A 23400-nucleotide genomic window follows, 5' to 3' on the forward strand; every position below is an offset into this window, starting at 1 on the left:
CGTCCGCTGTCTCCGCCCGCTGTCTCCGCCCGCTCCTTCGTGACACGCCCATCCACTAGCTGAAAGGTCCGCCATGTCCGTCGACCTGCCGCGTCTCGCATCGTGGCTGCGCTGCCCCGTCTGCGGGGCCGACCTCGAGCCGGTGGACCGCCTCACCATGGGCTGCAAGAACGGCCACCGCCACGACGTCAACAAGCGCGGCTACGTCTCCCTGCTCGGCAGCGGCACCAAGCTCGTAGGCGACACGGCCGAGATGCTGGACGCTCGGGACCTGGTGCTCGAAGGCGGCGCCTACTCCCCCATCGCCGAGGCGGTCGCCTCGACCGTGGCTGCGGCAATCGGAGGCGCCGAGGCGGTCGCGTCGACCGTGGCCGCGGCAATTGGAGGCGCCGACCCGATCTCAGCCGCCTCCGGTGTCGCCCCCGGCGCCGCCGGTGTCGCTTCGAGGGCGACCGGCTCCAGGCCGGGGACGCGCATCCTGGACGCTGGTGCCGGCACCGGCTACTACCTTCGCGCCGCGCTGGCGGCTGTACCGTCGGCTGCCGGCCTGGCGCTGGACCTCTCCCCGCAGGCCGTCGCCCGCGCCGTCCGGTCCTCCGGCCGGGTGGACGGCGTCGTCGCCGACACCTGGCGCCCGCTGCCCGTGCGCTCATCCATCGCGGACGCCGTGCTCGACGTGTTCGCCCCCCGGAACCTCCCCGAGTTCCACCGCGTCCTCCGCCCGGGCGGCGCCCTCGTCGTCGTCGTACCGCGCGCCGACCACCTCGCGTCGCTGCGCGTCGACGGCACCATGTTGGACATCCCGTCCGACAAGGCGGAGGACGTCATCCGCGCTTCAGAGCCCCTGTACGCCCTCCACAGCCGCGAACCGGTCGCTTACGACCTGGCAGTTCCCGGAGCCCTCCGAGCGGCTCTGGTGGGCATGGGGCCCTCCGCCCGTCACGCCGACGCCCACCACGTCGACGCCCGTGACGCCGACGCGCGCCACGCCGAAGCGCGCCACGCCGCCGCGCACCACGCCGACGCCCGTGACGCCGACGCGGAGTCGCCCTCGGCTGACAGCGACCTCGCTGCAGACAGTACCCGCGTCTCCGTGGATGTCCTGCGCCTCACCCGCCGCTGACCGACGCCCGCCTCGCCCGCATCCATGGGACGCAACACACCGCTACGCAAAGCGGATAGCGGCGTGTTGCGACCCACAGATCGGGCCAGCAACGCCAACTACTGGTCCCGACACGCCGCTATGCCCGCCCCCGTAACGGCATGTCGGGACCAGTAGGTTGCGCCGCGCGTGCCGCGCCCGCAATAGGCGCACCGCCTTGCCCGCATCCATGGGACGCAACGCGCCGCTACGCGAAGCGGATAGCGGCGTGTTGCGACCCACAGATCGGGCCAGCAACGCCAACTACTGGTCCCGACACGCCGCTATGCCCGCCCCCGTAACGGCATGTCGGGACCATTAGGTGATATCCGGCAGATACGGAGCGCGGACTGCACCACACGAAGGGCGGGCACCGGCCGCAGGGCGGGCACCGGCCGCAGGGCGGGCACCGGCCGCAGGGCGGGCACCGGCCGAACGGCGGGCACCGGCCGAACGGCGGGCACCGGCCGAACGGCGGGCACCGGCCGAACGGCGGGCACCGGCCGCAGGGCGGGCACCGGCCGCAGGGCGGGCACCGGCCGGGGACGCCGCGAGGGCCGCCTCCCGGTGGGAGACGGCCCTCGGCGTGGTGCGGGGAGGTGGGTCAGCGGGCGAAGTAGCCGCGGTAGTACTCGTAGACCCAGCCGACGATGCAGACGAGGCTGAAGGCGACACCGATGAAGCAGATCCAGATGCCGACCGCGAGGCCGAGGATCACCAGCGCGGCGCCGAGCGCCAGCGAGAACGGCCACCAGCTCCACGGGCTGAAGTGCCCGAGCTCGGGGTCGCCGTCGTCGATGTTGGCGTCGAGGCGGTCCTCGGGCAGCTCAGCACCCTGCGCGGCGTGCGAACGACCCACGTAGAAGGCGATGAACGCGGACAGGATGGCCGCGAGCAGCATGCCGATCGTGCCCACCCACTCGACGTTCTTGTGCATCGCGTCGAGGAGGTTCCACAGCGTGTAGACGATGGAAGAGAGGAGGAAGAAGATCGAAAGGATCCAGAACATCACCGCATTGGCGCGCATGGTTACCTCACCTCGTCATTCGCGACATCGTGAACGGGGGCGTCGGGGGCGTCCTTCGCAGGACCCACACCGATCGGGATGCCCGCCTCGGGGTGGTTCAGGTCGAACGCCGGCGACTCGGAACGGATCCGCGGGATCGACGTGAAGTTGTGCCGCGGCGGCGGGCAGCTGGTCGCCCACTCGAGCGAACGGCCGTAGCCCCACGGGTCGTTGACCATGACCTTCGGAGCGTTGCGCGCCGTGAGGTACACGTTCACGAAGAACGGGATCATCGAGATCGCGAGGATGCCGGCGCCGATCGACGACACCTGGTTCATCCAGGTGAACCCGTCGGACGGCAGGTACGTCGCATAGCGTCGCGGCATGCCGACCACGCCCAGCCAGTGCTGGATGAGGAAGGTGGTGTGGAAGCCGATGAACAGCAGCCAGAAGTGCCACTTGCCCAGCCGGTCGTTGAGCATCTTGCCCGTCCACTTCGGCCACCAGAAGTAGAATCCGGCGAACATGGCGAACACGACCGTGCCGAACACCACGTAGTGGAAGTGCGCGACCACGAAGTACGTGTCGGACACGTGGAAGTCGAGCGGCGGCGAGGCGAGGATGACACCGGTCAGACCACCGAAGGTGAAGGTGATCAGGAAGCCGATCGACCACAGCATCGGCGACTCGAACGTGAGCGAACCGCGCCACATCGTGCCGATCCAGTTGAAGATCTTCACGCCCGTCGGGACCGCGATGAGCATCGTCATCAGCGAGAACCAGGGCAGCAGCACCGAGCCGGTGACGTACATGTGGTGAGCCCACACCGTGACCGACAGGGCGGCGATCGAGATCGTCGCGTAGATCAGGGTCTTGTACCCGAAGATCGGCTTGCGGCTGAACACCGGGAAGATCTCGGACACGATGCCGAAGAACGGCAGCGCGATGATGTACACCTCGGGATGGCCGAAGAACCAGAACAGATGCTGCCAGAGCAGGGCTCCGCCGTTGGCCGCGTCGTAGATGTGGGCGTCGAACACGCGGTCGGCCGCCAGGGCGAACAGCGCGGCAGCCAGCACCGGGAAGGCCATCAGCACGAGGATCGACGTCACCAGGATGTTCCAGGTGAAGATCGGCATGCGGAACATGGTCATGCCCGGTGCACGCATGGTGATGACGGTGGTGATGAAGTTCACCGCGCCGAGGATGGTGCCGAAGCCGGACAGGCCGAGGCCCAGCACCCAGAGATTGCCGCCGATTCCTGGCGAGAACGTCGTACTCGACAGTGGCGCGTAGGCGAACCAGCCGAACGACGCCGCACCCTGCGGGGTGAGGAAGCCGGCGACCGCGATCAGCGAGCCGAACGAGTAGAACCAGTAGGCCAGCGCGTTCAGTCGCGGGAAGGCGACGTCGGGCGCGCCGATCTGCAGCGGCATGAGCACGTTGGCGAAGCCGGCGAAGAGCGGCGTCGCGAACATCAGCAGCATGATCGTGCCGTGCATCGTGAACAGCTGGTTGTACTGCTCCTTGGTCTGCACGACCTGAAGGCCGGGCTCGAACAGCTGGGCGCGGATGATCAGCGCCATCACGCCGCCGATGAGGAAGTACACGAACGACGAGATCAGGTACATGTACCCGATCGTCTTGTGGTCCGTCGACGTGATGTAGTTCACGAGGATGTTGCCCTTGCGCTCCACACCGTTCGCGGTGAGGAACGTGGGCGCAGGCCGGGGAGCGGTGGTGGCTCCCGGCGCCGGTGCTGTCGTCGTCATCAGTGCGTCCTACTCGTTGCCCTGGGCGCCCGAGGGGGCGACCGTTCCTGGCAGGTTCTGGTTGCGGTCGTACTCGGAGCCCAGCTGGCCGGTGTAGCCCTGGTCCTTCAGGCTCTGGATGTGGGCGTCGTAGTCGGACTGCGACACGATCTTCAGGTTGAAGAGCATGGCCGAGTGGTACTCGCCGCAGAGCTCGGCGCACTTGCCCACGAAGGTGCCGGTGCGGCTGGTGGTCTCGAAGTAGAGGTAGTTGGTCTTGCCCGGGATGACGTCTTTCTTGTACAGCATCGCGGGGACCCAGAAGGAGTGGATCACGTCGCGCGAGTCGAGCTGGATCGTGATCTTCTTGTTCTCGGGCAGGTACAGGGTCGGGATCTTGCCCTCCTGGACCGAGCCGGGGGTGGCGCTGTTGTCATCCGGCTGGACCTGGACGCCCGGGTCGTACACGTTGTCGGTCACGTAGTTGAAGTCCCACGCCCACTGCTTCGCGTAGACCTGGATCTTGAGGTCCGGGTTCGCGTACGGCTTCTCGATCGCTGCCTGGTCACGCGCCGTGAAGGCGAAGAAGCCGAGCACCAGGATGAGCGGCACGATCGTGTAGAAGATCTCGATCGGCATGTTGTAGCGCAGCTGCACCGGGAGGCCGGTCTGGCCCTTGCGGCGGCGGTAGACGATGACCGCCCACAGGATCAGACCCCACACGACGATGCCGACGATGAGGAGGACGATCCAGCTGGTCACCCACAGGCCGCTGATGCGCTCGGTGTGGTTCGTGACGGGCGGCTCGCCCTCGACGAAGCCCGGGAGGAATCCGTGCAGCTGGGCCTGAGTGCAGCCCGCGAGCGCCACGACGAGCGTCGCGGCGATCGGGATGGCAGCCCATCGGAGACGGCGATTGTGACGCACCGGTGACCTTTCGAGTGACTACTGGGACAGTTCACATGCAACTGTATGTGGCTGTCTCTACCCTACTCCGACTGACACCCTGATCCGAACAAAAGGGCCGCCCACGGAGGGGCGGCCCGTTGTCGATTCCTGTGTTATACGACTGCTTCTCGACTCAGTGGAACGAGTCTCCGCAGGCGCACGAACCGGTCGCGTTGGGGTTGTCGATCGTGAAGCCCTGCTTCTGGATCGTGTCCTCGAAATCGATGGACGCGCCGTCGAGGTAGGGAACGCTCATCTTGTCGACGATGACCTCCACACCGTCGAAATCGACGGTCGCGTCTCCGTCGAGCATCCGCTCGTCGAAGTACAGCTGGTAGATCAGACCCGAGCAACCGCCGGGCTGGACGGCGACGCGCAGACGCAGGTCGTCGCGGCCCTCCTGCTCGAGCAGGCTCTTGACCTTGGCGGCCGCGGTGTCGGTCAGGCCGACTCCGTGGGCCTTGGTCGCGGTCAGCGTTGTGTCGGTCATGGGACTCCTCACAAGGATGGTTCGGACTTCGGAAGGAAATCTGCGTCGATTGTACGACCTGCAGCCGCGAATCCGCTCAGTTTCCGCTGCGCCCGTTGAGGCGCGCCAGCAGGAGCGCCTCGCTGAGCACGGCACGCTTCAGCACGCCGAGGTGGAGGGACTCGTTCGGGCTGTGCGCCCGGGTGTCCGGGTCCTCGACGCCGGTGACCAGGATCTGCGCGTCCGGGAAGTCGCGCACCAGGTCGGCGATGAACGGGATGGAGCCGCCGATGCCGGTCTCGACGGCCTCCGTGCCCCAGCCGTCGGTCATGGCGCGCTTCGCCTCGGTCGCCGCCCAGCCGGCGGTGTCGACGAGGAACGGATCGCCGAGGTCCACGTCGTCGATCTCGAGGTGCGCACCGAAGGGGGCGTGCGCGGTGAGATGGCGTTCCAGAGCCTCGTAGGCCTGCCGCGCGGGCTGCCCGGGCGCGACCCGCGAGCTGATCCGGACGGCGACGCTCGGCAGGAGCGTGTTGGAGGCGTTGGCGACGGTCGGCGCGTCGATCCCGGTCACCGTGATGGTCGGCTGCGACCACATCCGGGAGAGGATCGGCCCGGTCCCGATGCTGGTCACGCCGGGGAGGAAGGCGGCGTCCGCCGCCAGCTGCTCCTCGGTGAACGCCGGCGGCTCCGCGGCCTCGGCGTAGGAGGTCAGGCCGTCGACGGCGACGGAGCCGGCGTCGTCGTGCAGCGTGGCGAGGAGCCTGACCATCGCGAGCATCGCATCCGGTGCCGCGCCGCCGTACATCCCCGAGTGGGAGGCGTGCTCGAGCGTCGAGACGGTGAGCTTGAAGGTGACGTTGCCGCGGAGGGAGACAGTGAGCGCCGGGGTGTCGATGTCCACGTTGTCGGAGTCGGCGACCACGATGACGTCCGCGGCGAGAGCGGCGGTGTTCTGCTCGAGGAAGTTCGCGAACGACCGCGATCCGAACTCCTCCTCGCCCTCGATGAAGACGGCGAGACCGAGGTCGAGGTCGTCGCCGAACGTCTCGCGGAGCGCACGCACGGTCGCGACGTGCGTCATGACCCCGGCCTTGTCGTCGGCGGCTCCCCGCCCGTACAGGCGGTCGCCGCGCACGGTCGGCTCGAACGGCGGGGTCTCCCAGTTCGCCTCGTCGCCCTCGGGCTGCACGTCGTGGTGCGCGTAGAGCAGCACCGTCGGGCGGCCGTTGCGCGCGGCCCGGGTGGCGAGCACGGCCGGCTGACCGAGCGTGTCGCCGTCGCCGATGGGCGCCTGCTTGATCTCGACCCGGTCGAAGACGGCGGTGTCGGTGAGGAGCGCTGCGACGGCCTCGGCGCTGCGGCGGACGTTCGCCGGATCGAAGGCGGACCACGACACCGAGGGGATGCGGACCAGCTGCGAGAGGTCGGCGATGGTCGCGGGCAGTCCGGCCTCGACCGCGGCGCGGACAGCCTGCTCGGCTGCGGCGGACGTCTCGGTGAAGGTGTCAGAGCCGGCTGAGGCGCCGGTCGGCGCGTCGGCGGGCGAAACGGGGGTCTGCTGGCTCTCTGTCATGCGGGTAATCTTAAGCCGACCCCACTAGCGAAGGCTCGAAGTTGGCAAAGCGACAGAACCCGGCCGAGGCGGAGACGCCCGCGACCGAGACCCCCGAAGAGACGGCCGCCCGGCTGAAGCAGGGCAAGGGCGCTCCGACGCCCTCGCGCCGCGAGCAGGAGGCCGCCCGCAAGCGCCCGCTCGTGCCCACCGACCGCAAGGAGGCCGCGCGCGTGGCCCGCCAGAAGCAGGCGGAGGCCCGCGAGAAGGCGCGTATCGGGATGGCCGCCGGCGATGACCGCTATCTGACCGCACGCGACCGCGGCCCGCAGCGCCGGTACGTGCGCGACTACGTCGACGCCCGCTTCTCGATCGGCGAGTTCCTCATCCCGGTCATGCTGATCGTCATCGTCCTGACCTTCCTTCCGGTGGCAGCGCTTCAGGTCTACGGCCTGTTCGCGCTGTGGGGCTTCTTCCTCATCGCCGTGATCGACTGCATCGTGCTGGGCTTCCTCGTCCAGCGGCGCATCGGCGACAAGTTCGGCAAGACGAAGGTGGAGCGCGGCCTGCGCTGGTACGGCGCGATGCGGGCCCTGCAGCTGCGGATCATGCGACTCCCGAAGCCGCAGGTCAAGCGCGGCCAGTTCCCGAGCTGACGTGACGATCGTCGCAGCGGCGGACGGCTCCGCTCTGGGCAATCCCGGGCCGGCCGGCTGGGCCTGGTACGTGGACGACGACCACTGGTCGGCAGGCGGCTGGCCGCACGGCACCAACAACCAGGGCGAGCTGATGGCCGTCATCGACCTCCTGGAGGCGACGGCGCACCTCGGCGAGGACCTGCACATCTTCTGCGACAGCCAGTACGTCATCAACGCGGTGACCAAGTGGATGCCCGGCTGGAAGAAGAAGGGCTGGCGCAAGGCCGACGGCGCACCGGTGCTCAACCGCGAGCTTCTGGAGCGGCTGGACCGCGCACTGCAGGGCCGCCGTTACCGGTTCGAGTGGGTCAAGGGACACGCCGGACACGACCTGAACGAAGCGGCAGACTCGCGCGCCCGGGCTGTGGCGACCGCCTACCAGAAGGGCGATCCGATCCCGATCGGCCCTGGCTGGCGCGGCTCCGCTCCGGCACTGGATGTCGCCGAGCCGGAAACCACGGCCGCGACACCGCCCGCGCCCGAAACAACGGCCGCAACCGAAACCACGCCCGCGCCCTCCGCTCCCCCGTCCGACGCCCTCGAACTGGACCTGTTCGACGCGCTTCCCGCCGATGAGACCGACGAGCAGCTCGTCGCCCGCCTGGAGCGCGAGCTGCTCGAGCCGGCCATCCGCTCCGACGCCTCCCGCCTCGCCGAGCTGCTGCATCCCGCGTTCGAGGAGATCGGCCGCTCGGGTCGCCTGTGGGCTCGGGATGCGATCATCTCCGAGCCGGCCGTCGACGACGCTCCGGCCGGAGACATCGAGGTGCTCGGCGTCGACCGTGTGGCCGACGGTGCGCTGCTCCTCACCGCCCGGACGACGGATAGCCGCGGTGCGACGCTGCGCAGCTCGCTCTGGGTGCGCAGCTCCGGACGCTGGCGCCTACGCTTCCACCAGGGCACGCCGGAGGCGTAGCAGCCCGCGGTTGATCTGCCGGGCCCACAGCGGTCCGCGGTAGAGGAACGCCGTATAGCCCTGCACGAGCGTCGCCCCGGCGTCCAGCCGCTCCTGCACGTCTTCGGCCGTGTCGACGCCGCCGACGGAGATGACGCACAGCTCGGGCGGGACGACGGAGCGGATGAGCCGCAGCACCTCCAGCGACCGCGCAGCGAGCGGCGCACCGCTCAAACCGCCCGCGCCGGCGGCAGCGACGACCGCGGAGTCGGTGCGCAGGCCCTCCCGCGCGATGGTCGTGTTGGTGGCGATGATGCCGGCGAGGCCGAGCTCGACGGCCAGCCGCGCGATCCGCTCCACCTGCTCGTCGGTCAGGTCGGGGGCGATCTTGACCAGCAGCGGCGTCTCCCCCGCCGCACCCGCAACGGCCGTGAGCAGCGGGGCGAGCAGCTCCAGCTCCTGGAGGCCGCGAAGGCCCGGAGTGTTCGGCGAACTGACGTTGACCACCAGGTAGTCCGCGACGGGAGCGAGCGCCCGGGCGCTGGTCAGGTAGTCGTCGGTGGCGTCCTCGACAGCGACGACGCGCGACTTGCCGATGTTCACGCCCAGAACCGGACGCCGCCGCGCGCGGCGGACGCGCAGCAGGCGGTTCGCCGCCTCTCCCGCACCACGGTTGTTGAAGCCCATCCGGTTGATCACTGCGCGATCCGGGATGAGGCGGAACAGGCGCGGCTTCTCGTTTCCGGGCTGGGCGAGGGCGGTGATCGTCCCGACCTCCACGTGGCCGAACCCGAGGGCGCCGAGGCCGAGCACGGCCTCCCCGTCTTTGTCGAAGCCGGCCGCGACGCCGAACGGCGAGTCGAACCGCAGGCCGAGAGCCTCCACCGCCAGCGACGGATCGGGCGCCGTGAAGCGCCGCGCCAGTCCGCCGAGACCCACCGCCGGGAGGGCGCGGATCACCACGAAGGCGAGGTGATGGGCCCGCTCGGGGTCGAGCCGGGACAGGATGAGGTCGAACAGTGCGCGATACATGCCGGTTCGAGAATACCGGCTGGACGGCCCGGCCGCTTCCTCGCTAGTTCGCCTCGACCGGCTCCGGGTAGTGCGCCAGGCGCAGCGAGCGGATGGCCTCCTCGAAGTCGTCGAGGGAGTCGAAGGCCTGGTAGACGCTCGCGAAGCGCAGGTACGCGACCTCGTCGAGTTCGCGCAGCTCGGGCAGGATGGCCAGCCCGATGTCGTTCGCCTCGATCTGCGACGCGCCGGTGGAGCGGATGGTCTCCTCCACCTTCTGGGCCAGAACGGCCAGGTCGGAGTCGGTGACCGGGCGCCCCTGGCACGCCTTGCGGACACCGAGGACGATCTTCTCCCGGCTGAACGGTTCGGCCACACCGCTGCGCTTGATCACGCTCAGGCTCGCGGTCTCGGTGGTCGAGAAGCGGCGGCCGCACTCGGGGCACTGCCGCCGGCGGCGGATCGAGAGCCCGTCGTCGCTCGTCCGCGAGTCGATCACGCGGGAGTCGGGGTGGCGGCAGAAGGGGCAGAACATGGACGAATTCTATCGCTCAGCGGGTGCGGAACCGCTGGGTGACCGCTTCTCCGTGCGCGGGGAGGTCCTCCGCCGTCGACAGGGCGACGATCCGGTCGGCGACCTCGCTGAGCGCCTCGCGGTCGTAGCGGACGACCTGCTGCGGCCGGAGGAACGAGTACGCGCCGAGACCCGGCGAGAATCGGGCCTGGCCACCGGTCGGGAGCACGTGGTTCGAGCCGGCGAGGTAGTCGCCGAGGCTCACCGGCGAGGTCGGGCCGAGGAAGATGGCGCCCGCGTTGTGGATGGAGCCGAGCAGCGCATCCGGGTCGGCCGTCTGCAGCTCGAGGTGCTCCGGCCCGTACGCGTCGCTGAACGCGGTGGCGGCGGCCAGGTCGTCGACCAGGACGACGGCGGACTGCGGTCCGCCGAGTGCGGTGCGAACGCGCTCAGCATGCTTGGTCGCATCGGCCAGCCGGGCGACCTCGGCGACGACGCGCTCAGCGAAGGCCGGGCTGTCGGTGACGAGCAGGGAGGCGGCCGCCTCGTCGTGCTCCGCCTGGCTGACGAGGTCGGCGGCCACATAGCCGGGGTCCGCGGTCTCGTCGGCGATGACCAGGATCTCGGTGGTGCCCGCCTCCGAGTCGATCCCCGTCTGCCCGCGGATGAGGCGCTTCGCGGCGGCCACGTAGATGTTGCCGGGGCCGGTGATGACCTGGACGGGCTCCAGCCCCAGCTCCTCCACGCCGTACGCGAGGGCGCCGATCGCACCGGCGCCGCCCATGGCGTAGACCTCGTCGATGCCGAGGAGTCCCGCAGCGCCGAGGATGGCCGGGTGGACCGCTCCCCCGAACTCGCGCTGCGGCGGGCTGACCAGGGCGACGGAGGTGACGCCCGCCACCTGCGCGGGCACGGCGTTCATGACGACGCTGGACGGGTAGGCCGCCTTGCCGCCCGGCACGTAGAGGCCCGCGCGCTCGACCGGCTGCCAGCGCTGCACGATCGTGGCGCCCGGGCCCAGGACGGTCTCTGCACCGGACGGGACCTGCGCGGCGGTCGCCTCGCGAACCCGCTCGATCGCCTCCTCCAGCGCCTCCCGCACGTCGGCGGGCAGAGCCGCGACGGCCGCGTCGATCGCGGACTGCGGCACGCGCAGCTCGGAGGGGGCGCCGCCGTCGAAGCGGTCGGCCTGGTCGCGCAGGGCGGCGACCCCGCGCTCGCGGACGTCGGCGATGAGGTCGGAGGCGACCGACATAGCGACCTGCACATCCACCACCGGGCGGGGGACGAGGCGCTGGAAGGCTGCGCGAGTAGGCTGGACGCCGCGGAGGTCGATGGTCTGGATCATGGCCCGACCAGCCTACCGAAAAGAAATCTTCCAGCCCGACTGGAGCTTGTAACCCACATATGAACAGCGCATCCCCCGACCCCACCGATGGCGCCGTCACCGACGCGACGCCCGACCTCGCCGCCTTCCGCCAGACGTTCCGCCGTCATGCGGCCGGGGTCGCGATCGTGACCGCCCAGACCGCGGACGGGACCCCCGTCGGCTTCACGGCGACCTCGCTCGCCTCGCTCGCCGCCGTCCCGCCGCTCGCGACGTTCAACATGGCGCTCTCCGCGTCGAGCTGGCCGGCGATCGCAGAGACCGACCGGGTCGTCATCCACACGCTCGGGGTGCGCAACCGCGGGACGGCGCAGATCCTGTCCGGCGACAACCACCAGCGTTTCATCGGCGACCACTGGTACCGCGGACCGCACGGGCTCCCCGTGATCAAGGACACGACGGCGTGGATGGTCGGGCGGATCATCGAGCGGGTGCAGGTGCACAACAGCGCGGTCGTGATCGTGCAGATCGAGCAGGGCGAACTCGGCGAGGACGACGCGCCGCTCGTCTACCACGAGCGCACGTACTGGCGCCCCGGCACCGCCGTCTGACGCGACCGGCGCGCGCCGAGTGGTTCAGGCGTCAGACCAGGCAGTTGGGGCCGAGGAGGCCCTTCAGCTCGCCGTAGAGGTCGGCGCTCACGGTGACCGGCTTCGGGACCTCGAAGACGCGCGCCACCTGCCCCTTCACCAGACGCAGCCGCACTTCGCTCTCACCGGGGTGACGGGCGAGGACCTCGCTGAGCGACAGCACCGTCTCGGTCGTCGCGCGCTGGTCCGGCATGGTGATGGTGAGCGGCCCCGTGTCGTTCGCCTGGCCCAGATCCGGTGTCATCAGCGAGAACGCGTGCAGGTTCATGCCGTCGTCGCGCAGGCTCACCCGGCCGCGGACGACGACGATGGCGTCGCCCTGCAGCATCGAGGAGTACTCCTGGTACGCCTTGCCCATGAACATGACGGTCAGCTCGCCGCCGAAGTCCTCGACCTGGATCATTCCGTACTGGTTGCCCGACGCCTTCGCCACGCGGTGCTGCACGCTCGTCACGAGCCCGGCGATGGTGACCGTCTCGCCGTCCTGGATGCTCTCAGAGCCGACCAGCTCGGCGATTCCGGTGCTCGCCAGTTTGGCCAGCTGCAGCTCGAGTCCGGCGAGGGGATGGTCGGAGACGTACAGCCCCAGCATCTCGCGCTCGAACGCCAGCTTGTCGCGCTTGGCCCACTCCGGCCGCTGCGGGATGTGGTGCTGCGTCTGCGCCGCCTCGTCCTCGCCCCACAGGCTGTCGAAGTCGAACCCGACGTCGCCGTTGGCCTCGTTGCGCTTGATCTTGACGGCGGACTCCACGGCATCCTCGTGCACTTCGACGAGCGACCGCCGGGTGTGGCCCAGCGAGTCGAACGCGCCGGCCTTGATCAGCGACTCGACCGTCCGCTTGTTGGCGGCGTGGATGGGCACCTTGTTCAGGAAGTCGTGGAACGACTCGAAGCGGCCCTTGCTCTCGCGGGCCTCCCGGACGCCCTCGACGACGTTCGCGCCGACGTTGCGCACCGCGCCCATGCCGAAGCGGATGTCCGTGCCGACCGCGGCGAAGTACAGGTTGGACTCGTTGACGTCCGGCGGCAGCACCTTGATGCCCATCCGGCGGCACTCGTTGAGGTAGAGCGCCATCTTGTCCTTCGAGTCGCCGACGCTGGTCAGCAGCGCGGCCATGTACTCCGCCGGGTAGTGCGCCTTGAGGTAGGCGGTCCAGTACGAGATGACGCCGTATGCGGCCGAATGGGCTTTGTTGAACGCGTAATCCGAGAACGGGAGCAGGATCTCCCACAGCTTGTTGACGGCGTCCATCGAGTAGCCGTTGGACTGCATGCCCTCCGAGAAGCCGGCGAACTGCTTGTCCAGCTCGGACTTCTTCTTCTTGCCCATCGCGCGGCGCAGGATGTCGGCCTGGCCGAGCGAGAAGCCGGCGACCTTCTGCGCGATCGCCATCACCTGCTCCTGGTAGATGATGAGGCCGTAGCTGGTCGAGAGGATGTCGGCCAGCGGCTCGGCCAGCTCCGGATGGATGGGCGTGATCGGCTGGAGGCCGTTCTTGCGGAGCGCGTAGTTGGTGTGCGAGTTCGCGCCCATGGGACCGGGGCGGTACAGCGCGATGAGCGCCGAGATGTCCTCGAAGTTGTCCGGCTTCATCAGGCGCAGGAGGGAGCGCATCGGCCCGCCGTCGAGCTGGAACACGCCCAGCGTGTCGCCCCGCGACAGGAGTTCGTACGCGGGCCGGTCGTCGAGGGCCAGGTCTTCGAGCACCAGCTCTTCCGCGCGGTTGTCGCGGATGTTGTCGAGGGCGTCGTTGATGATGGTGAGGTTGCGGAGCCCCAGGAAGTCCATCTTGATCAGGCCGAGCGACTCGCAGGCCGGATAGTCGAACTGGGTGACGATCTGGCCGTCCTGCTCCCGCTTCATGATCGGGATGACGTCGATCAGCGGGTCGGACGACATGATCACGCCGGCGGCGTGCACGCCCCACTGGCGCTTCAGGTTCTCGAGCCCGAGCGCGGTGTCGAAGACGGTCTTCGCCTCCGGGTCGCTCTCGACGACCGCGCGAATGTCGACGGCCTCCTTGTAGCGCGGGTGGTCCTTGTCGAAGATCCCGGTGAGCGGGATGTCCTTGCCCATGACGGGCGGCGGCATCGCCTTGGTGAGCTTCTCACCCATCGAGAACGGGAAGCCGAGGACGCGGCCGGAATCTTTGAGCGCCTGCTTGGCCTTGATGGTGCCGTAGGTGACGATCTGGGCGACGCGCTCCGAACCGTACTTCTCGGTCACATACTTGATGACCTCGCCGCGACGGCGGTCGTCGAAGTCGACGTCGAAGTCGGGCATCGAGACGCGGTCGGGGTTCAGGAAGCGCTCGAAGATGAGGCCGTGCTGCAGCGGGTCGAGGTCGGTGATCCGCATCGCGTACGCGGCCATGGAGCCGGCGCCGGAACCGCGGCCCGGTCCGACGCGGATGCCGTTGCGCTTCGACCAGTTGATGAAGTCGGCGACGACGAGGAAGTAGCCCGGGAAGCCCATCTGCGAGATCACGCCGATCTCGTAGTCGGCCTGCTTGCGGACCTCGGGGGTGATGCCGTTCGGGTAACGCTGGTTCAGGCCCTTCTCGACCTCTTTGACGAACCAGGTCTGCTCGGTCTCGCCCTCGGGGACCGGGAAGCGAGGCATGTAGTTGGCGGCGGTGTCGAACCGCACGTCGCAGCGCTCCGCGATGGCGAGCGTGTTGTCGCAGGCGTCGGGGTAGTCGCGGAAGAGCTGGCGCATCTGCTCCGGCGTCTTCAGGTAGAACTCGTCGGCGTCGAACTTGAACCGGTTGGGGTCGTCGAGCGTCGAGCCGGACTGCACGCAGAGGAGCGCCGCGTGGCTCTTGGCGTCGGCGGCATGCGTGTAGTGGAGGTCGTTGGTCGCGACCAGGGGCAGGCCGAGGTCTTTCGCGAGCCGGATGAGGTCGGACATGATGCGGCGCTCGATGCCGAGCCCGTGGTCCATGATCTCGGCGAAGAAGTTCTCGGGGCCGAAGATGTCGCGGAACTCGGCAGCGGCGTCCCGTGCCGCCTCGTACTGGCCGAGCCGCAGCCGCGTCTGCACCTCGCCCGACGGGCATCCCGTCGTCGCGATGATGCCCTTCGAATAGCGGCTGAGCAGTTCGCGGTCCATGCGGGGCTTGAAGTAGTAGCCCTCCATCGACGCGTAGGACGACAGCCGGAAGAGGTTGTGCATGCCCTCGGTGGTCGCGGCGAGCATCGTCATGTGGGTGTACGCGCCGGAGCCCGAGACGTCGTCTCCCCCGCCGTCGCCCCAGCGGATGCGCGTCTTGTCGGTGCGGTGCGTGCCCGGCGTAAGGTAGGCCTCCGTGCCGATGATCGGCTTGATGCCGGCGTCGGTGGCGGTGCGCCAGAAGTCGAACGCGCCGAACATGTTGCCGTGGTCGGTGACCGCGACGCCCGGCATGCCCTGCGCGGCCGCGGCCTCGACCAGGGGCTTCACGCGTGCCGCGCCGTCGAGCATCGAGTACTCGCTGTGGACGTGGAGGTGGACGAAGGAGTCGGACATCGCTCTAAGCCTACGGCCGACGTCCGACGTCGCGGTCACGACTCTCGGAGGATGTCCAGCGCGTGCTGCAGGTCGGCGGGATAGGTCGTCGTGAAGGTGACCCACTCCCCCGTCGCCGGGTGGTCGAAGGCGAGCTGCACGGCGTGCAGCCACTGCCGGGTGAGGCCGAGTCGTGCGCTCAGCACGGGGTCGGCGCCGTACATCGCATCGCCGACGCACGGGTGGCGCTGCGCGGCCATGTGCACGCGGATCTGGTGCGTGCGCCCGGTCTCCAGGTGGATCTCCAGGAGGCTCGCGGACGGGAACGCCTCGATCGTCTCGTAATGGGTGACGGAGGGCTTGCCGCCGGCGACGACGGCGAACTTCCAGTCGGAGCGGGGGTGGCGTCCGATCGGGGCGTCGATCGTGCCGGTCAGCGGGTCGGGGTGGCCCTGGACGACGGCGTGGTAGATCTTCTCGACCGTCCGGTCGTGGAAGGCGCGCTTGAGAACCGTGTAGGCGTGCTCGGACTTGGCGACGACCATGAGGCCGCTGGTGCCGGCGTCCAGCCGGTGCACGATGCCGGCGCGCTCGGCGGCGCCCGACGTCGAGATGCGGAACCCGGCGGCGGCCAGCGCACCGAGGACGGTCGGCCCCTCCCACCCCACGGAGGGATGTGCGGCCACGCCGACCGGCTTGTCGATCACCACGATGTCGTCGTCGTCGTGCACGATCGTCAGCTCGGGCACCGCGATCGGGACGATCTCGACGTCGGACTTCGGCTGCCACGTGACCTCGAGCCACGACCCGGCGCTCAGCCGGTCGGACTTGCCCGCCTTGCGGCCATCCACCGTCACTCCGCCCGCCTCGGCGATCTCGGCGGCGAAGCTGCGCGAGAAGCCCAGGAGCTTGGCGAGCCCCGCATCGACGCGCGAGCCCTCGAGCCCGTCCGGGATGGGGAAGCTCCGTGACTCCATCTACGCCTGCGGCTTGTCGTCGTGCGGTTCGGGGGCCGGCTCCTCGGCAGTAGCCGGGTCGCCCTCCTCGGCGGTCGCCGCGTCGCCCTCCTCCACCTCGTCGTGCGCACGCCGCCCGTCCAGTCCCACACCGCGCAGGGTGAGGATGAGGAACAGCACCATGCTCGACACGATGGCGACATCGGCCAGGTTGAAGATCGCCGGCAGAAGCGGGATCTGCAGGAAGTCGACCACGTGCCCGACACCGAAGCCCGGCGAACGGAACAGGCGGTCGGTCAGGTTTCCCAGCAGACCCCCGAGAAGGAGGCCGAACAGCACCGCCCACGCCGTCGAACGGATGCGCGGGGCGTACCAGATGACGAAGCCGAGCACGCCGATCCCGACGATGGAGAAGATCCACGTGGATCCGCTGCCGATCGAGAAGGCGGCGCCGGCGTTCTTGACGAAATGGAACTGGAGCAGCTGGCCGAGGACCTCCAGCTGCTGGCCCTCGTACAGGTTCGAGACGACCAGGACCTTGGCGATCTGGTCGATGAGGTACACGCAGAGCGCGACCACCGCCAGGACCGCCAAGGCCCTGATGCTGACCTTGGGCCGGGAGGGACTAGCCTCCAAAACCGGGGAAGACCGGGGGCTGGCCCTGGTTGCTCGAGTCGTCGGAGCCGCCGGCCGAGACCGGGGCGGGGACGGCGTTGGCGGAGGCGGGCGACGCGGCGCGTGCTCCCGCGTTCTGGCCGCTGCCCTGGACGGGCGCGTCGAGGTCGCGCAGCTGGCCCTCGATGTAGCTCTTGAGGCCCTTGCGGTAGTCGCGCTCGAAGGTCCGGAGCTCGTCGATGCGGCGCTCGAGGCCCGTGCGCTCCTGGTCGAGGGCGCTGATCTGCGCGCGCTGCTTCGACTCGGCCTCTGCGACGATGCGGGCGGCGGTGGCGTGGCCCTCGGCGATGAGCTGGTCGCGCTTCTCGACGCCCTCGCGCACGTGCTCCTCGTGGAGACGGCGGGCGAGCTGGAGGAGGTTGTTGGTGGCGTTCGGGTCGTTGGCGTCGTCGGTCGGCGCCGGAGCCTGGTAAGCGGGCGCCGCCTGGGCCTGCTGGGCGGCCTGTGCGGCCTCCTGCTGGGCCTGGGCGAGGCGCTGCTTCAGCTCTTCGTTCTCGCGCTGCAGACGCTCGGTCTCGCCGTTGTCGGACGCGGGGACGGGAACGGGTGCCGCGGCGGGGGCGCCGCCCTGGCCGGCGCTGCGCTGCAGCTCGGCGATCCGCGAGTCGGCGGCCACGAGGCGCTGCTTGAGCTCCTCGTTCTCCTGGTTCAGACGACGCAGCTCGACGACGACTTCATCGAGGAAGTCGTCGACCTCGTCCTGGTCGTAGCCCTCGCGGAACTTCGTCGGCTGGAACCGCTTGTTGACTACATCTTCCGGAGTCAGCGCCATGGCAAGCCACCTTAGATCGTGAAATTGGAACGGGAACGCGTGCTGCCAACGCTAGCAAAGCGGGTGGCGGTCGCGCACTCCGCCGCACGGTCCGCGCGTCGGCTCGTCAACGATACAACGAGGCATCCGGCCAGACCGGGAGCGACGCTCAGCGGAATCCCAGGGTGACGTACAAGCCGATGATGACCACGAGCATCGTCAGGCTCCACCCGAAGTCGATCGCGACGGGGCCCATCGACAGCCGCGGGATGATCCGGCGGAAGAAGCGGATGGGCGGGTCCGTCACCGCGTAGGTCGACTCCGCCAGGACCAGGCCGAAGCCGCGCGGACGCCACTGCCGGGCGAACACCCGCACCAGGTCCAGCACGAAGCGCGCCCACATCACGAAGAAGTAGATGAGCAGCGCGTAATAGAGCACGGTCGCAAGGATCGAGACGACAAACACCCTCCCAGTATGGACGAAAGCGCACCGGCTCCCCTGGGAGGGTGCCGGTGCGCTTCGAGCGTCGAGTCGGGAGGGTGTCCCTGGCGGAGGTCAGGCCTGCGCGAAGAACGACGCGTCGACCTCGGCGTCCTGCCCGCCGTGCTCGCCGGAGACGACGACGTGGCTGGGCGAGAGCAGGAACACCTTGGGGGTGACCCGCTCGATCTTGCCGTAGAGGCCCTGCGACAGGCCGCTGGCGAAGTCGATGAGGCGGCGCGCGTCTCCCTCGCTCATCTGCGAGAGGTTGATGATCACCGGGATGCCCTCGCGGAAGGACTCGGCGATCGCCTGGGCGTCGCGGTACTGGCGGGGGTGGACCGTGAGGATCTCGTTCATTTCCTGTACCGATGCATTCCGTGCGGTGGACGACTTGCGCAGCGGCGTGACCGGAGCGCGGCCGGCCGCAGGCGCGACCGGAGCGGGGTGGGGGACGGCCTGGACCGGCGAGGCGGCCGGGGTGTGGACAGGGGTCTCGCGCCGGGGCTGGCTGTGGGCCTGCTCCTGCTGCTGCTCCTCGTACTCCAGCTCCTCGTCGGCGAGGCCCAGGTAGACCATCGTCTTCTTCAGCGGGTTGGCCATCGCTTCCTCCGTACAGACCTGCGCGCCGACGCCTCGCCACGCGTTTCGAACTCTTGTTTCGAGATTAACGAAGCTCCGGCCGATTCCCGGTAATGGCGGTCCCGATCCGAAGGTGTGTCGCGCCCGCCGCGATGGCCTCGCGGTAGTCCTGCGACATGCCGGCGGAGATCGCTGTGGCGTCGGGAGCGAGCGCGCGGACGCGGTCGGAGGCGGTGCGGACGCGGTCGAACGCGCGAGCGGGCTCCTCGCCGAGCGGGGCGACGGCCATGACCCCGAGCAGACGCAGCCCCTGCGTGGCGAGGACGTGCTCCACCAGCGTTTCGAGGTCGCGGTCGGCGACGCCGCCGCGCGCGGGATCGTCGGTCAGATTGAGCTGCACGAAGGCGTCGATGTCGCCCTCCTCGGAGGCCAGAGCGTCCACCAGGGACACCCGGTCGACCGAGTGGATGACCGAGGCGTAGCGCCGCGCCTGGCGCGCCTTCTTGCTCTGCAGCTGCCCGACGAAGTGCCAGCGGAGGTCGAGGTCGGCGAGCTCCGCCGCCTTCTCCTGAGCCTCCTGGTGCCGGTTCTCCCCCACGTCGTGCACGCCGAGCCCGGCGAGCTCGCGCACCAGCGACGCCGGGTGGAACTTCGTCACGACGATCGTGGTGAGCTCCTCCGGGCGACGGCCCGCGGCCCGGGCGGCGTCGGCGACGCCCTCCCGGACCGCGGCGAGCCGCTCGGCGAGCCCGTTACTTGAGGAAGTCGGGGATGTCGAGGTCGTCATTCTCGTCGTCGAACGCCGGGTCCTTCTGGGGTGCGGTCTCGGCCACCGGGTTCTCGCCGGTCTGCCAGGCGTCGGTGGAGGCCGGGGCGGGGATCTCGCCGGCCTCGACCTCGGCGGAGGACTGGAGCTGCGACTGCTCGGAGCCCGCTTCGACGAAGCTGGCTCGGCGCGCGTCCGCGGCCGCGACTGCCGTGCGGGAGTTGGGCTCGCCGCCGTCGAATCCGGCCGCGATCACGGTCACCCGCACCTCGTCGCCGAGGGTGTCGTCGATCACCGCACCGAAGATGATGTTCGCCTCGGGGTGCACCGCCTCCTGGACGAGCCGGGCCGCGTCGTTGATCTCGAAGATGCCGAGGTTCGACCCGCCCTGGATGGAGAGCAGCACGCCGTGGGCCCCGTCGATGGAGGCTTCGAGCAGCGGAGAGGCGACCGCCAGCTCCGCGGCCTTGATGGCACGGTCGGCGCCCCGCGAGGAGCCGATGCCCATGAGCGCGGATCCCGCGCCCTGCATGACCGACTTGACGTCGGCGAAGTCGAGGTTGATCAGACCGGGGGTCGTGATCAGGTCGGTGATGCCCTGCACACCGGCGAGGAGCACCTGGTCGGCGGTGGAGAACGCCTCCAGCATGCTGATGCCGCGATCGCTGATCTCGAGGAGGCGGTCGTTCGGCACCACGATGAGGGTGTCGACCTCTTCTTTCAGGCGCTGCACGCCCGACTCCGCCTGCTGCTGGCGGCGCTTGCCCTCGAACGAGAACGGCTTGGTGACGACACCGATGGTGAGCGCGCCGATCGACTTGGCGATGCGGGCCACGACGGGCGCGCCGCCCGTGCCGGTCCCGCCGCCCTCGCCCGCGGTGACGAAGACCATGTCCGCGCCCGCCAGCGCCTCCTCGATCTCCTCCGCGTGGTCCTCGGCGGCGCGTCGGCCGACTTCCGGGTCCGCGCCGGCGCCCAGGCCGCGGGTGATCTCCCGGCCGACGTCGAGCTTCACGTCGGCGTCGCTCATGAGCAGCGCCTGCGCGTCCGTGTTGATGGCGATGAACTCGACGCCGCGGAGGCCGAGCTCGATCATGCGGTTGACGGCGTTCACGCCGCCTCCGCCGATGCCGACGACCTTGATCACGGCGAGGTAGTTCTGTTGTGCTGTCACGTCCGGCCTCCACGGGAACCTTCAACCTCAAGTTGAGGCTTAAAGTCTTGCTGAGTATGCAATTCTCGATCCGACGTTAGGTGCGCGCGCGCTCCGCCCGGGGAACCCGGTAGGCGTGTCGGAAAAGTGCCGTTCAAACGCGCCCTAACCCGTTGTCACACTGTGCGGCGACGAGACGTCGTAGCGGGACGATCCGGCCGCGCTCTTGAGCAGCGCTGCGAGGTCTGCGGCCTTCAGACCCGAGTCCTCCGCGCTCCCCCAGACCACTGTCGCACCACTGCCGCGCAGGGTGAAGCTCACGTCGTCCTTCGTCTTCGCCGCGATGGTGTCCACCTGCGCCCGCACATCGGCGGGAAGCGCGCTGAGCACACCGGCCGCGGCGGCGAAGCCCGAGTCGGCGTCGACATCCGCAGCCCCGCCGCTGGCGGCGATGAGCGGGTAGCCGTCCGGCCGCTTCTCGCTGCTCGAGATCGGCACCTTCGCCGCATCCACCAGCGTGTAGGCGTTGCCACGCTGGATCACTCCGACGGGCTGGCGCTCGACCACGCGCACGACGATCGAGTCCGGCGGGTGGCTCTCCACTGTGTAGCTGCGGATCAGCGGGAAGGCCGCGAGATCGCTCGAGATCCCCGCCTGGTCGAGCAACGGCAGCGGCGTGCCGAGCTGGTCGTCCAGCTTCTTCTCGACCGCTGCCGCATCCAGCCGGGAGGTGCCGGTGACCTGGATGTGCCGCAGCGCGAGCAGCGGAGAGAACGCGATCAGCACCACGGCCAGCACCAGCGCGGCGACGACGCCTGCAGCGCCCAGCCAGGCGAGCCGGCGGCGGCGGGAGCGCTTGGTGAAGCGGCGGACCTCGCCCTTCTCCACGCGCTTCCGCTCGCGGCGGGCCGCGCGGAGGGCGCGGTCGATCTCGCGGTTGGTGGGAAGGCGCGAATACGGGGAGGCGTCCGTGCGCCGGGCGGTCTCCGCCTCGGACGGGTGTGCGGGCGCCACGATCGGGATGGGCTCGGTGACCGTTCCGACCGATCGCGACGGCGCGGGTTGCGGCGCCCGGTCAGCCGTGCGGTCGTACCCCTGGGGTCGCTTCACCGAAGGTCCTCGTCACTCCGTCGCAGCGGCGGTCGCGGCAGCGGTGTCCGGGTGCTCCCGGCGGAGCGCATCGAGCAGCTGCGGGACGATGCGGTAGACATCGCCGCAGCCGAGGGTAATCACGTAGTCGCCCTCGCGCGCGATCTGCGCCGTGTGGTCGGCCGCCTGCTGCCAGTCGGCGATGAAGGCGACGTGCTCGGGATGCTCGAACCGGTCCGCGACCAGGGCGCCGGTGACACCCGGCTCCGGGTCCTCCCGGGCACCGTAGACGTCGAGCACCACGGTCTCGTCGGCGTAGCGTTCGAGGGTCTCGGCGAACTCCTTGGCGAACAGCCGCGTGCGGCTGTACAGGTGCGGCTGGTGGACGGCGATGATCCGGCCGTCGCCGACGACGGTGCGCGCGGCCGAGAGCGCGGCGGCGACCTCGGTTGGGTGGTGGGCGTAGTCGTCGTACACGCTGACGCCGGCGACCATGCCGTGCAGCTCGAACCGGCGCTCGGTGCCGCCGAACTCGGCGATGGCCGCCAGAGCGGCCGCCGGCTCGAATCCCAGGCCGGTCAGCACGGCGAAGGCGCCGCCCGCGTTGATGGCGTTGTGGCGGCCCGGCACGCGCAGGCGTGCCGTATAGTCGTCGCCCTGGTAGCGCACGGCGAACGACACCGGGCCGTCGGTGACGATCGAGTGGACGCGGACGTCGGCATCCTCGGCCTCGCCGAAGGTGATCACGCGCTTCTCCGGCGCCTGCTCGCGGAGCCTGCCGGTGACGTGCACGGCGCCCGGGTCGTCGGACGACACGACGACGAACTCGTCGGCCTCCCGGGCGAACGTCACGAAGGCGTCCTCGAAGGCCTGCAGCGACCCGTAGTGGTCCAGGTGGTCGGGGTCGACGTTCGTGATCAGGGCGACCGCCGTGTCGTACAGCAGGAACGAGCCGTCCGACTCGTCCGCCTCCACGACGAACAGCTCCCCGGTGCCGGTCTGCGAGCTCTTGCCGAGGGAGGCGATGACGCCGCCGTTCACGAAGCTCGGGTCCTCCCCCAGCCCGAGCAGGCCGGTGATGATCATGCCCGTGGACGTCGTCTTGCCGTGGGCGCCGGCGACGGCGACCAGGCGGGAGCGGTTGATCAGCCAGGCGAGGGCCTGCGACCGGTGCAGCACAGGAAGCCCCTTCGCGAGCGCGAGCTGGTACTCGGGGTTGTCCTGCCAGAGTGCACCGGTGACCACGAGCGTGTCGGCGTCGCCGACGTTCGCGGCGTCGTGCCCGATCGCGACGGTCGCGCCCAGGCTCCGCAGCATGTCGATGTTGGCGGAGTGGCGCACGTCGGAGCCGGTCACCGTGTAGCCGGCCTCCAGGAACAGGCGGGCGATGCCGCTCATCCCGGAGCCGCCGATGCCGACGAAGTGGAGCGAGCCGAGCTCCTCCGGAAGGGCGAGGGTCAGGTCGGGCTTGATCGTCACGGGTGCAGCTTTCGGT

Annotated in this window: 22 protein-coding genes; 4 read left to right on the forward strand and 18 right to left on the reverse strand. The window is 69.7% G+C overall.

Features of this window, described 5'->3' with window-relative positions; all coding sequences use genetic code 11:
* Nucleotides 1-73: 73 nt before the first annotated feature.
* Complete coding sequence (locus SB754_RS09225) at nucleotides 74-1123, forward strand: methyltransferase domain-containing protein (RefSeq protein ID WP_410782026.1); 1050 nt, start codon at nucleotides 74-76, stop codon at nucleotides 1121-1123.
* Nucleotides 1124-1745: 622 nt separating this feature from the next.
* On the opposite strand, the gene SB754_RS09230 is transcribed toward SB754_RS09225, so the two are convergent.
* The 5 genes from SB754_RS09230 to SB754_RS09250 form a co-directional block, all read right to left on the reverse strand.
* Nucleotides 1746-2168, reverse strand: a complete 423-nt coding sequence (locus SB754_RS09230; RefSeq protein ID WP_410782027.1) for a cytochrome c oxidase subunit 4 — start codon at nucleotides 2166-2168, stop codon at nucleotides 1746-1748.
* A gap of 2 nt (nucleotides 2169-2170) precedes the next feature.
* Entirely contained in the window at nucleotides 2171-3919 is a 1749-nt protein-coding gene (gene ctaD / locus SB754_RS09235; protein WP_410782028.1) for a cytochrome c oxidase subunit I, read from the reverse strand.
* 9 nt (nucleotides 3920-3928) lie between these two features.
* Entirely contained in the window at nucleotides 3929-4825 is an 897-nt protein-coding gene (gene coxB / locus SB754_RS09240; RefSeq protein ID WP_410782029.1) for a cytochrome c oxidase subunit II, read from the reverse strand.
* Between the two features lie 154 nt (nucleotides 4826-4979).
* Entirely contained in the window at nucleotides 4980-5336 is a 357-nt protein-coding gene (erpA, locus tag SB754_RS09245; protein ID WP_410782030.1) for an iron-sulfur cluster insertion protein ErpA, read from the reverse strand.
* A 76-nt stretch (nucleotides 5337-5412) separates the two neighbouring features.
* The gene (locus SB754_RS09250) at nucleotides 5413-6891 is read right to left on the reverse strand and encodes a dipeptidase (RefSeq protein ID WP_410782031.1); all 1479 of its coding nucleotides are present in this window, start codon (nucleotides 6889-6891) and stop codon (nucleotides 5413-5415) included.
* Nucleotides 6892-6932: 41 nt separating this feature from the next.
* Between SB754_RS09250 and SB754_RS09255 the strand changes: the two genes are divergently transcribed.
* Entirely contained in the window at nucleotides 6933-7526 is a 594-nt protein-coding gene (locus SB754_RS09255; protein ID WP_410782032.1) for a DUF3043 domain-containing protein, read from the forward strand.
* Nucleotide 7527: 1 nt separating this feature from the next.
* Nucleotides 7528-8484, forward strand: coding sequence for an RNase H family protein (locus SB754_RS09260; RefSeq protein WP_410782033.1), 957 nt, complete (start codon nucleotides 7528-7530; stop codon nucleotides 8482-8484).
* On the opposite strand, the gene SB754_RS09265 is transcribed toward SB754_RS09260, so the two are convergent.
* Genes SB754_RS09265 through hisD form a run of 3 tightly spaced genes read right to left on the reverse strand, consistent with a single transcriptional unit; the run spans nucleotide 8452 to nucleotide 11336 of the window.
* Nucleotides 8452-9495 carry a quinone-dependent dihydroorotate dehydrogenase gene (locus SB754_RS09265; protein WP_410782034.1) on the reverse strand — a complete coding sequence of 348 codons (1044 nt, stop codon included), beginning with the start codon at nucleotides 9493-9495 and terminating at the stop codon, nucleotides 8452-8454. The genes SB754_RS09260 and SB754_RS09265 overlap by 33 nt on opposite strands.
* Nucleotides 9496-9538: 43 nt before the next feature.
* A complete protein-coding gene (gene nrdR / locus SB754_RS09270; protein WP_410782035.1) occupies nucleotides 9539-10009 on the reverse strand; it encodes a transcriptional regulator NrdR in 471 nt (156 codons plus the stop codon).
* 16 nt (nucleotides 10010-10025) lie between these two features.
* Nucleotides 10026-11336, reverse strand: a complete 1311-nt coding sequence (gene hisD, locus SB754_RS09275) for a histidinol dehydrogenase (RefSeq protein ID WP_410782036.1) — start codon at nucleotides 11334-11336, stop codon at nucleotides 10026-10028.
* A gap of 59 nt (nucleotides 11337-11395) precedes the next feature.
* On the opposite strand from hisD, the gene SB754_RS09280 reads away from it, so the two are divergent.
* On the forward strand, nucleotides 11396-11926 hold the full coding sequence (locus SB754_RS09280) for a flavin reductase family protein (protein ID WP_410782037.1): 531 nt from the start codon (nucleotides 11396-11398) through the stop codon (nucleotides 11924-11926).
* A 31-nt stretch (nucleotides 11927-11957) separates the two neighbouring features.
* On the opposite strand, the gene dnaE is transcribed toward SB754_RS09280, so the two are convergent.
* From dnaE to murC, 10 genes are all read right to left on the reverse strand, one after another.
* Nucleotides 11958-15473, reverse strand: a complete 3516-nt coding sequence (gene dnaE, locus SB754_RS09285; RefSeq protein WP_410782038.1) for a DNA polymerase III subunit alpha — start codon at nucleotides 15471-15473, stop codon at nucleotides 11958-11960.
* Nucleotides 15474-15508: 35 nt separating this feature from the next.
* A complete protein-coding gene (locus tag SB754_RS09290) occupies nucleotides 15509-16429 on the reverse strand; it encodes an RluA family pseudouridine synthase (RefSeq protein WP_410782039.1) in 921 nt (306 codons plus the stop codon).
* Nucleotides 16430-17002, reverse strand: coding sequence for a signal peptidase II (gene lspA, locus SB754_RS09295; protein ID WP_410782040.1), 573 nt, complete (start codon nucleotides 17000-17002; stop codon nucleotides 16430-16432).
* 31 nt (nucleotides 17003-17033) lie between these two features.
* Nucleotides 17034-17855, reverse strand: coding sequence for a DivIVA domain-containing protein (locus SB754_RS09300; RefSeq protein ID WP_410782041.1), 822 nt, complete (start codon nucleotides 17853-17855; stop codon nucleotides 17034-17036).
* 148 nt (nucleotides 17856-18003) lie between these two features.
* Complete coding sequence (locus SB754_RS09305; RefSeq protein WP_410782042.1) at nucleotides 18004-18300, reverse strand: YggT family protein; 297 nt, start codon at nucleotides 18298-18300, stop codon at nucleotides 18004-18006.
* A gap of 90 nt (nucleotides 18301-18390) precedes the next feature.
* Entirely contained in the window at nucleotides 18391-18918 is a 528-nt protein-coding gene (locus SB754_RS09310; RefSeq protein WP_410782043.1) for a cell division protein SepF, read from the reverse strand.
* A gap of 64 nt (nucleotides 18919-18982) precedes the next feature.
* Entirely contained in the window at nucleotides 18983-19684 is a 702-nt protein-coding gene (locus SB754_RS09315; RefSeq protein WP_410782044.1) for a YggS family pyridoxal phosphate-dependent enzyme, read from the reverse strand.
* Nucleotides 19650-20837 carry a cell division protein FtsZ gene (gene ftsZ, locus SB754_RS09320; protein ID WP_410782045.1) on the reverse strand — a complete coding sequence of 396 codons (1188 nt, stop codon included), beginning with the start codon at nucleotides 20835-20837 and terminating at the stop codon, nucleotides 19650-19652. The genes SB754_RS09315 and ftsZ overlap by 35 nt, the downstream gene beginning before the upstream one ends.
* Before the next feature lie 144 nt (nucleotides 20838-20981).
* Nucleotides 20982-21926 carry an FtsQ-type POTRA domain-containing protein gene (locus SB754_RS09325; protein WP_410782046.1) on the reverse strand — a complete coding sequence of 315 codons (945 nt, stop codon included), beginning with the start codon at nucleotides 21924-21926 and terminating at the stop codon, nucleotides 20982-20984.
* Between the two features lie 12 nt (nucleotides 21927-21938).
* Nucleotides 21939-23384: a UDP-N-acetylmuramate--L-alanine ligase gene (murC, locus tag SB754_RS09330; RefSeq protein WP_410782047.1), complete on the reverse strand. Its 1446-nt coding sequence runs from the start codon at nucleotides 23382-23384 to the stop codon at nucleotides 21939-21941.
* Nucleotides 23385-23400 lie beyond the last annotated feature (16 nt).

Source organism: Leifsonia sp. SIMBA_070 (assembly GCF_046534635.1).
In the GTDB taxonomy this organism is placed as follows: Bacteria; Actinomycetota; Actinomycetes; order Actinomycetales; family Microbacteriaceae; genus Leifsonia.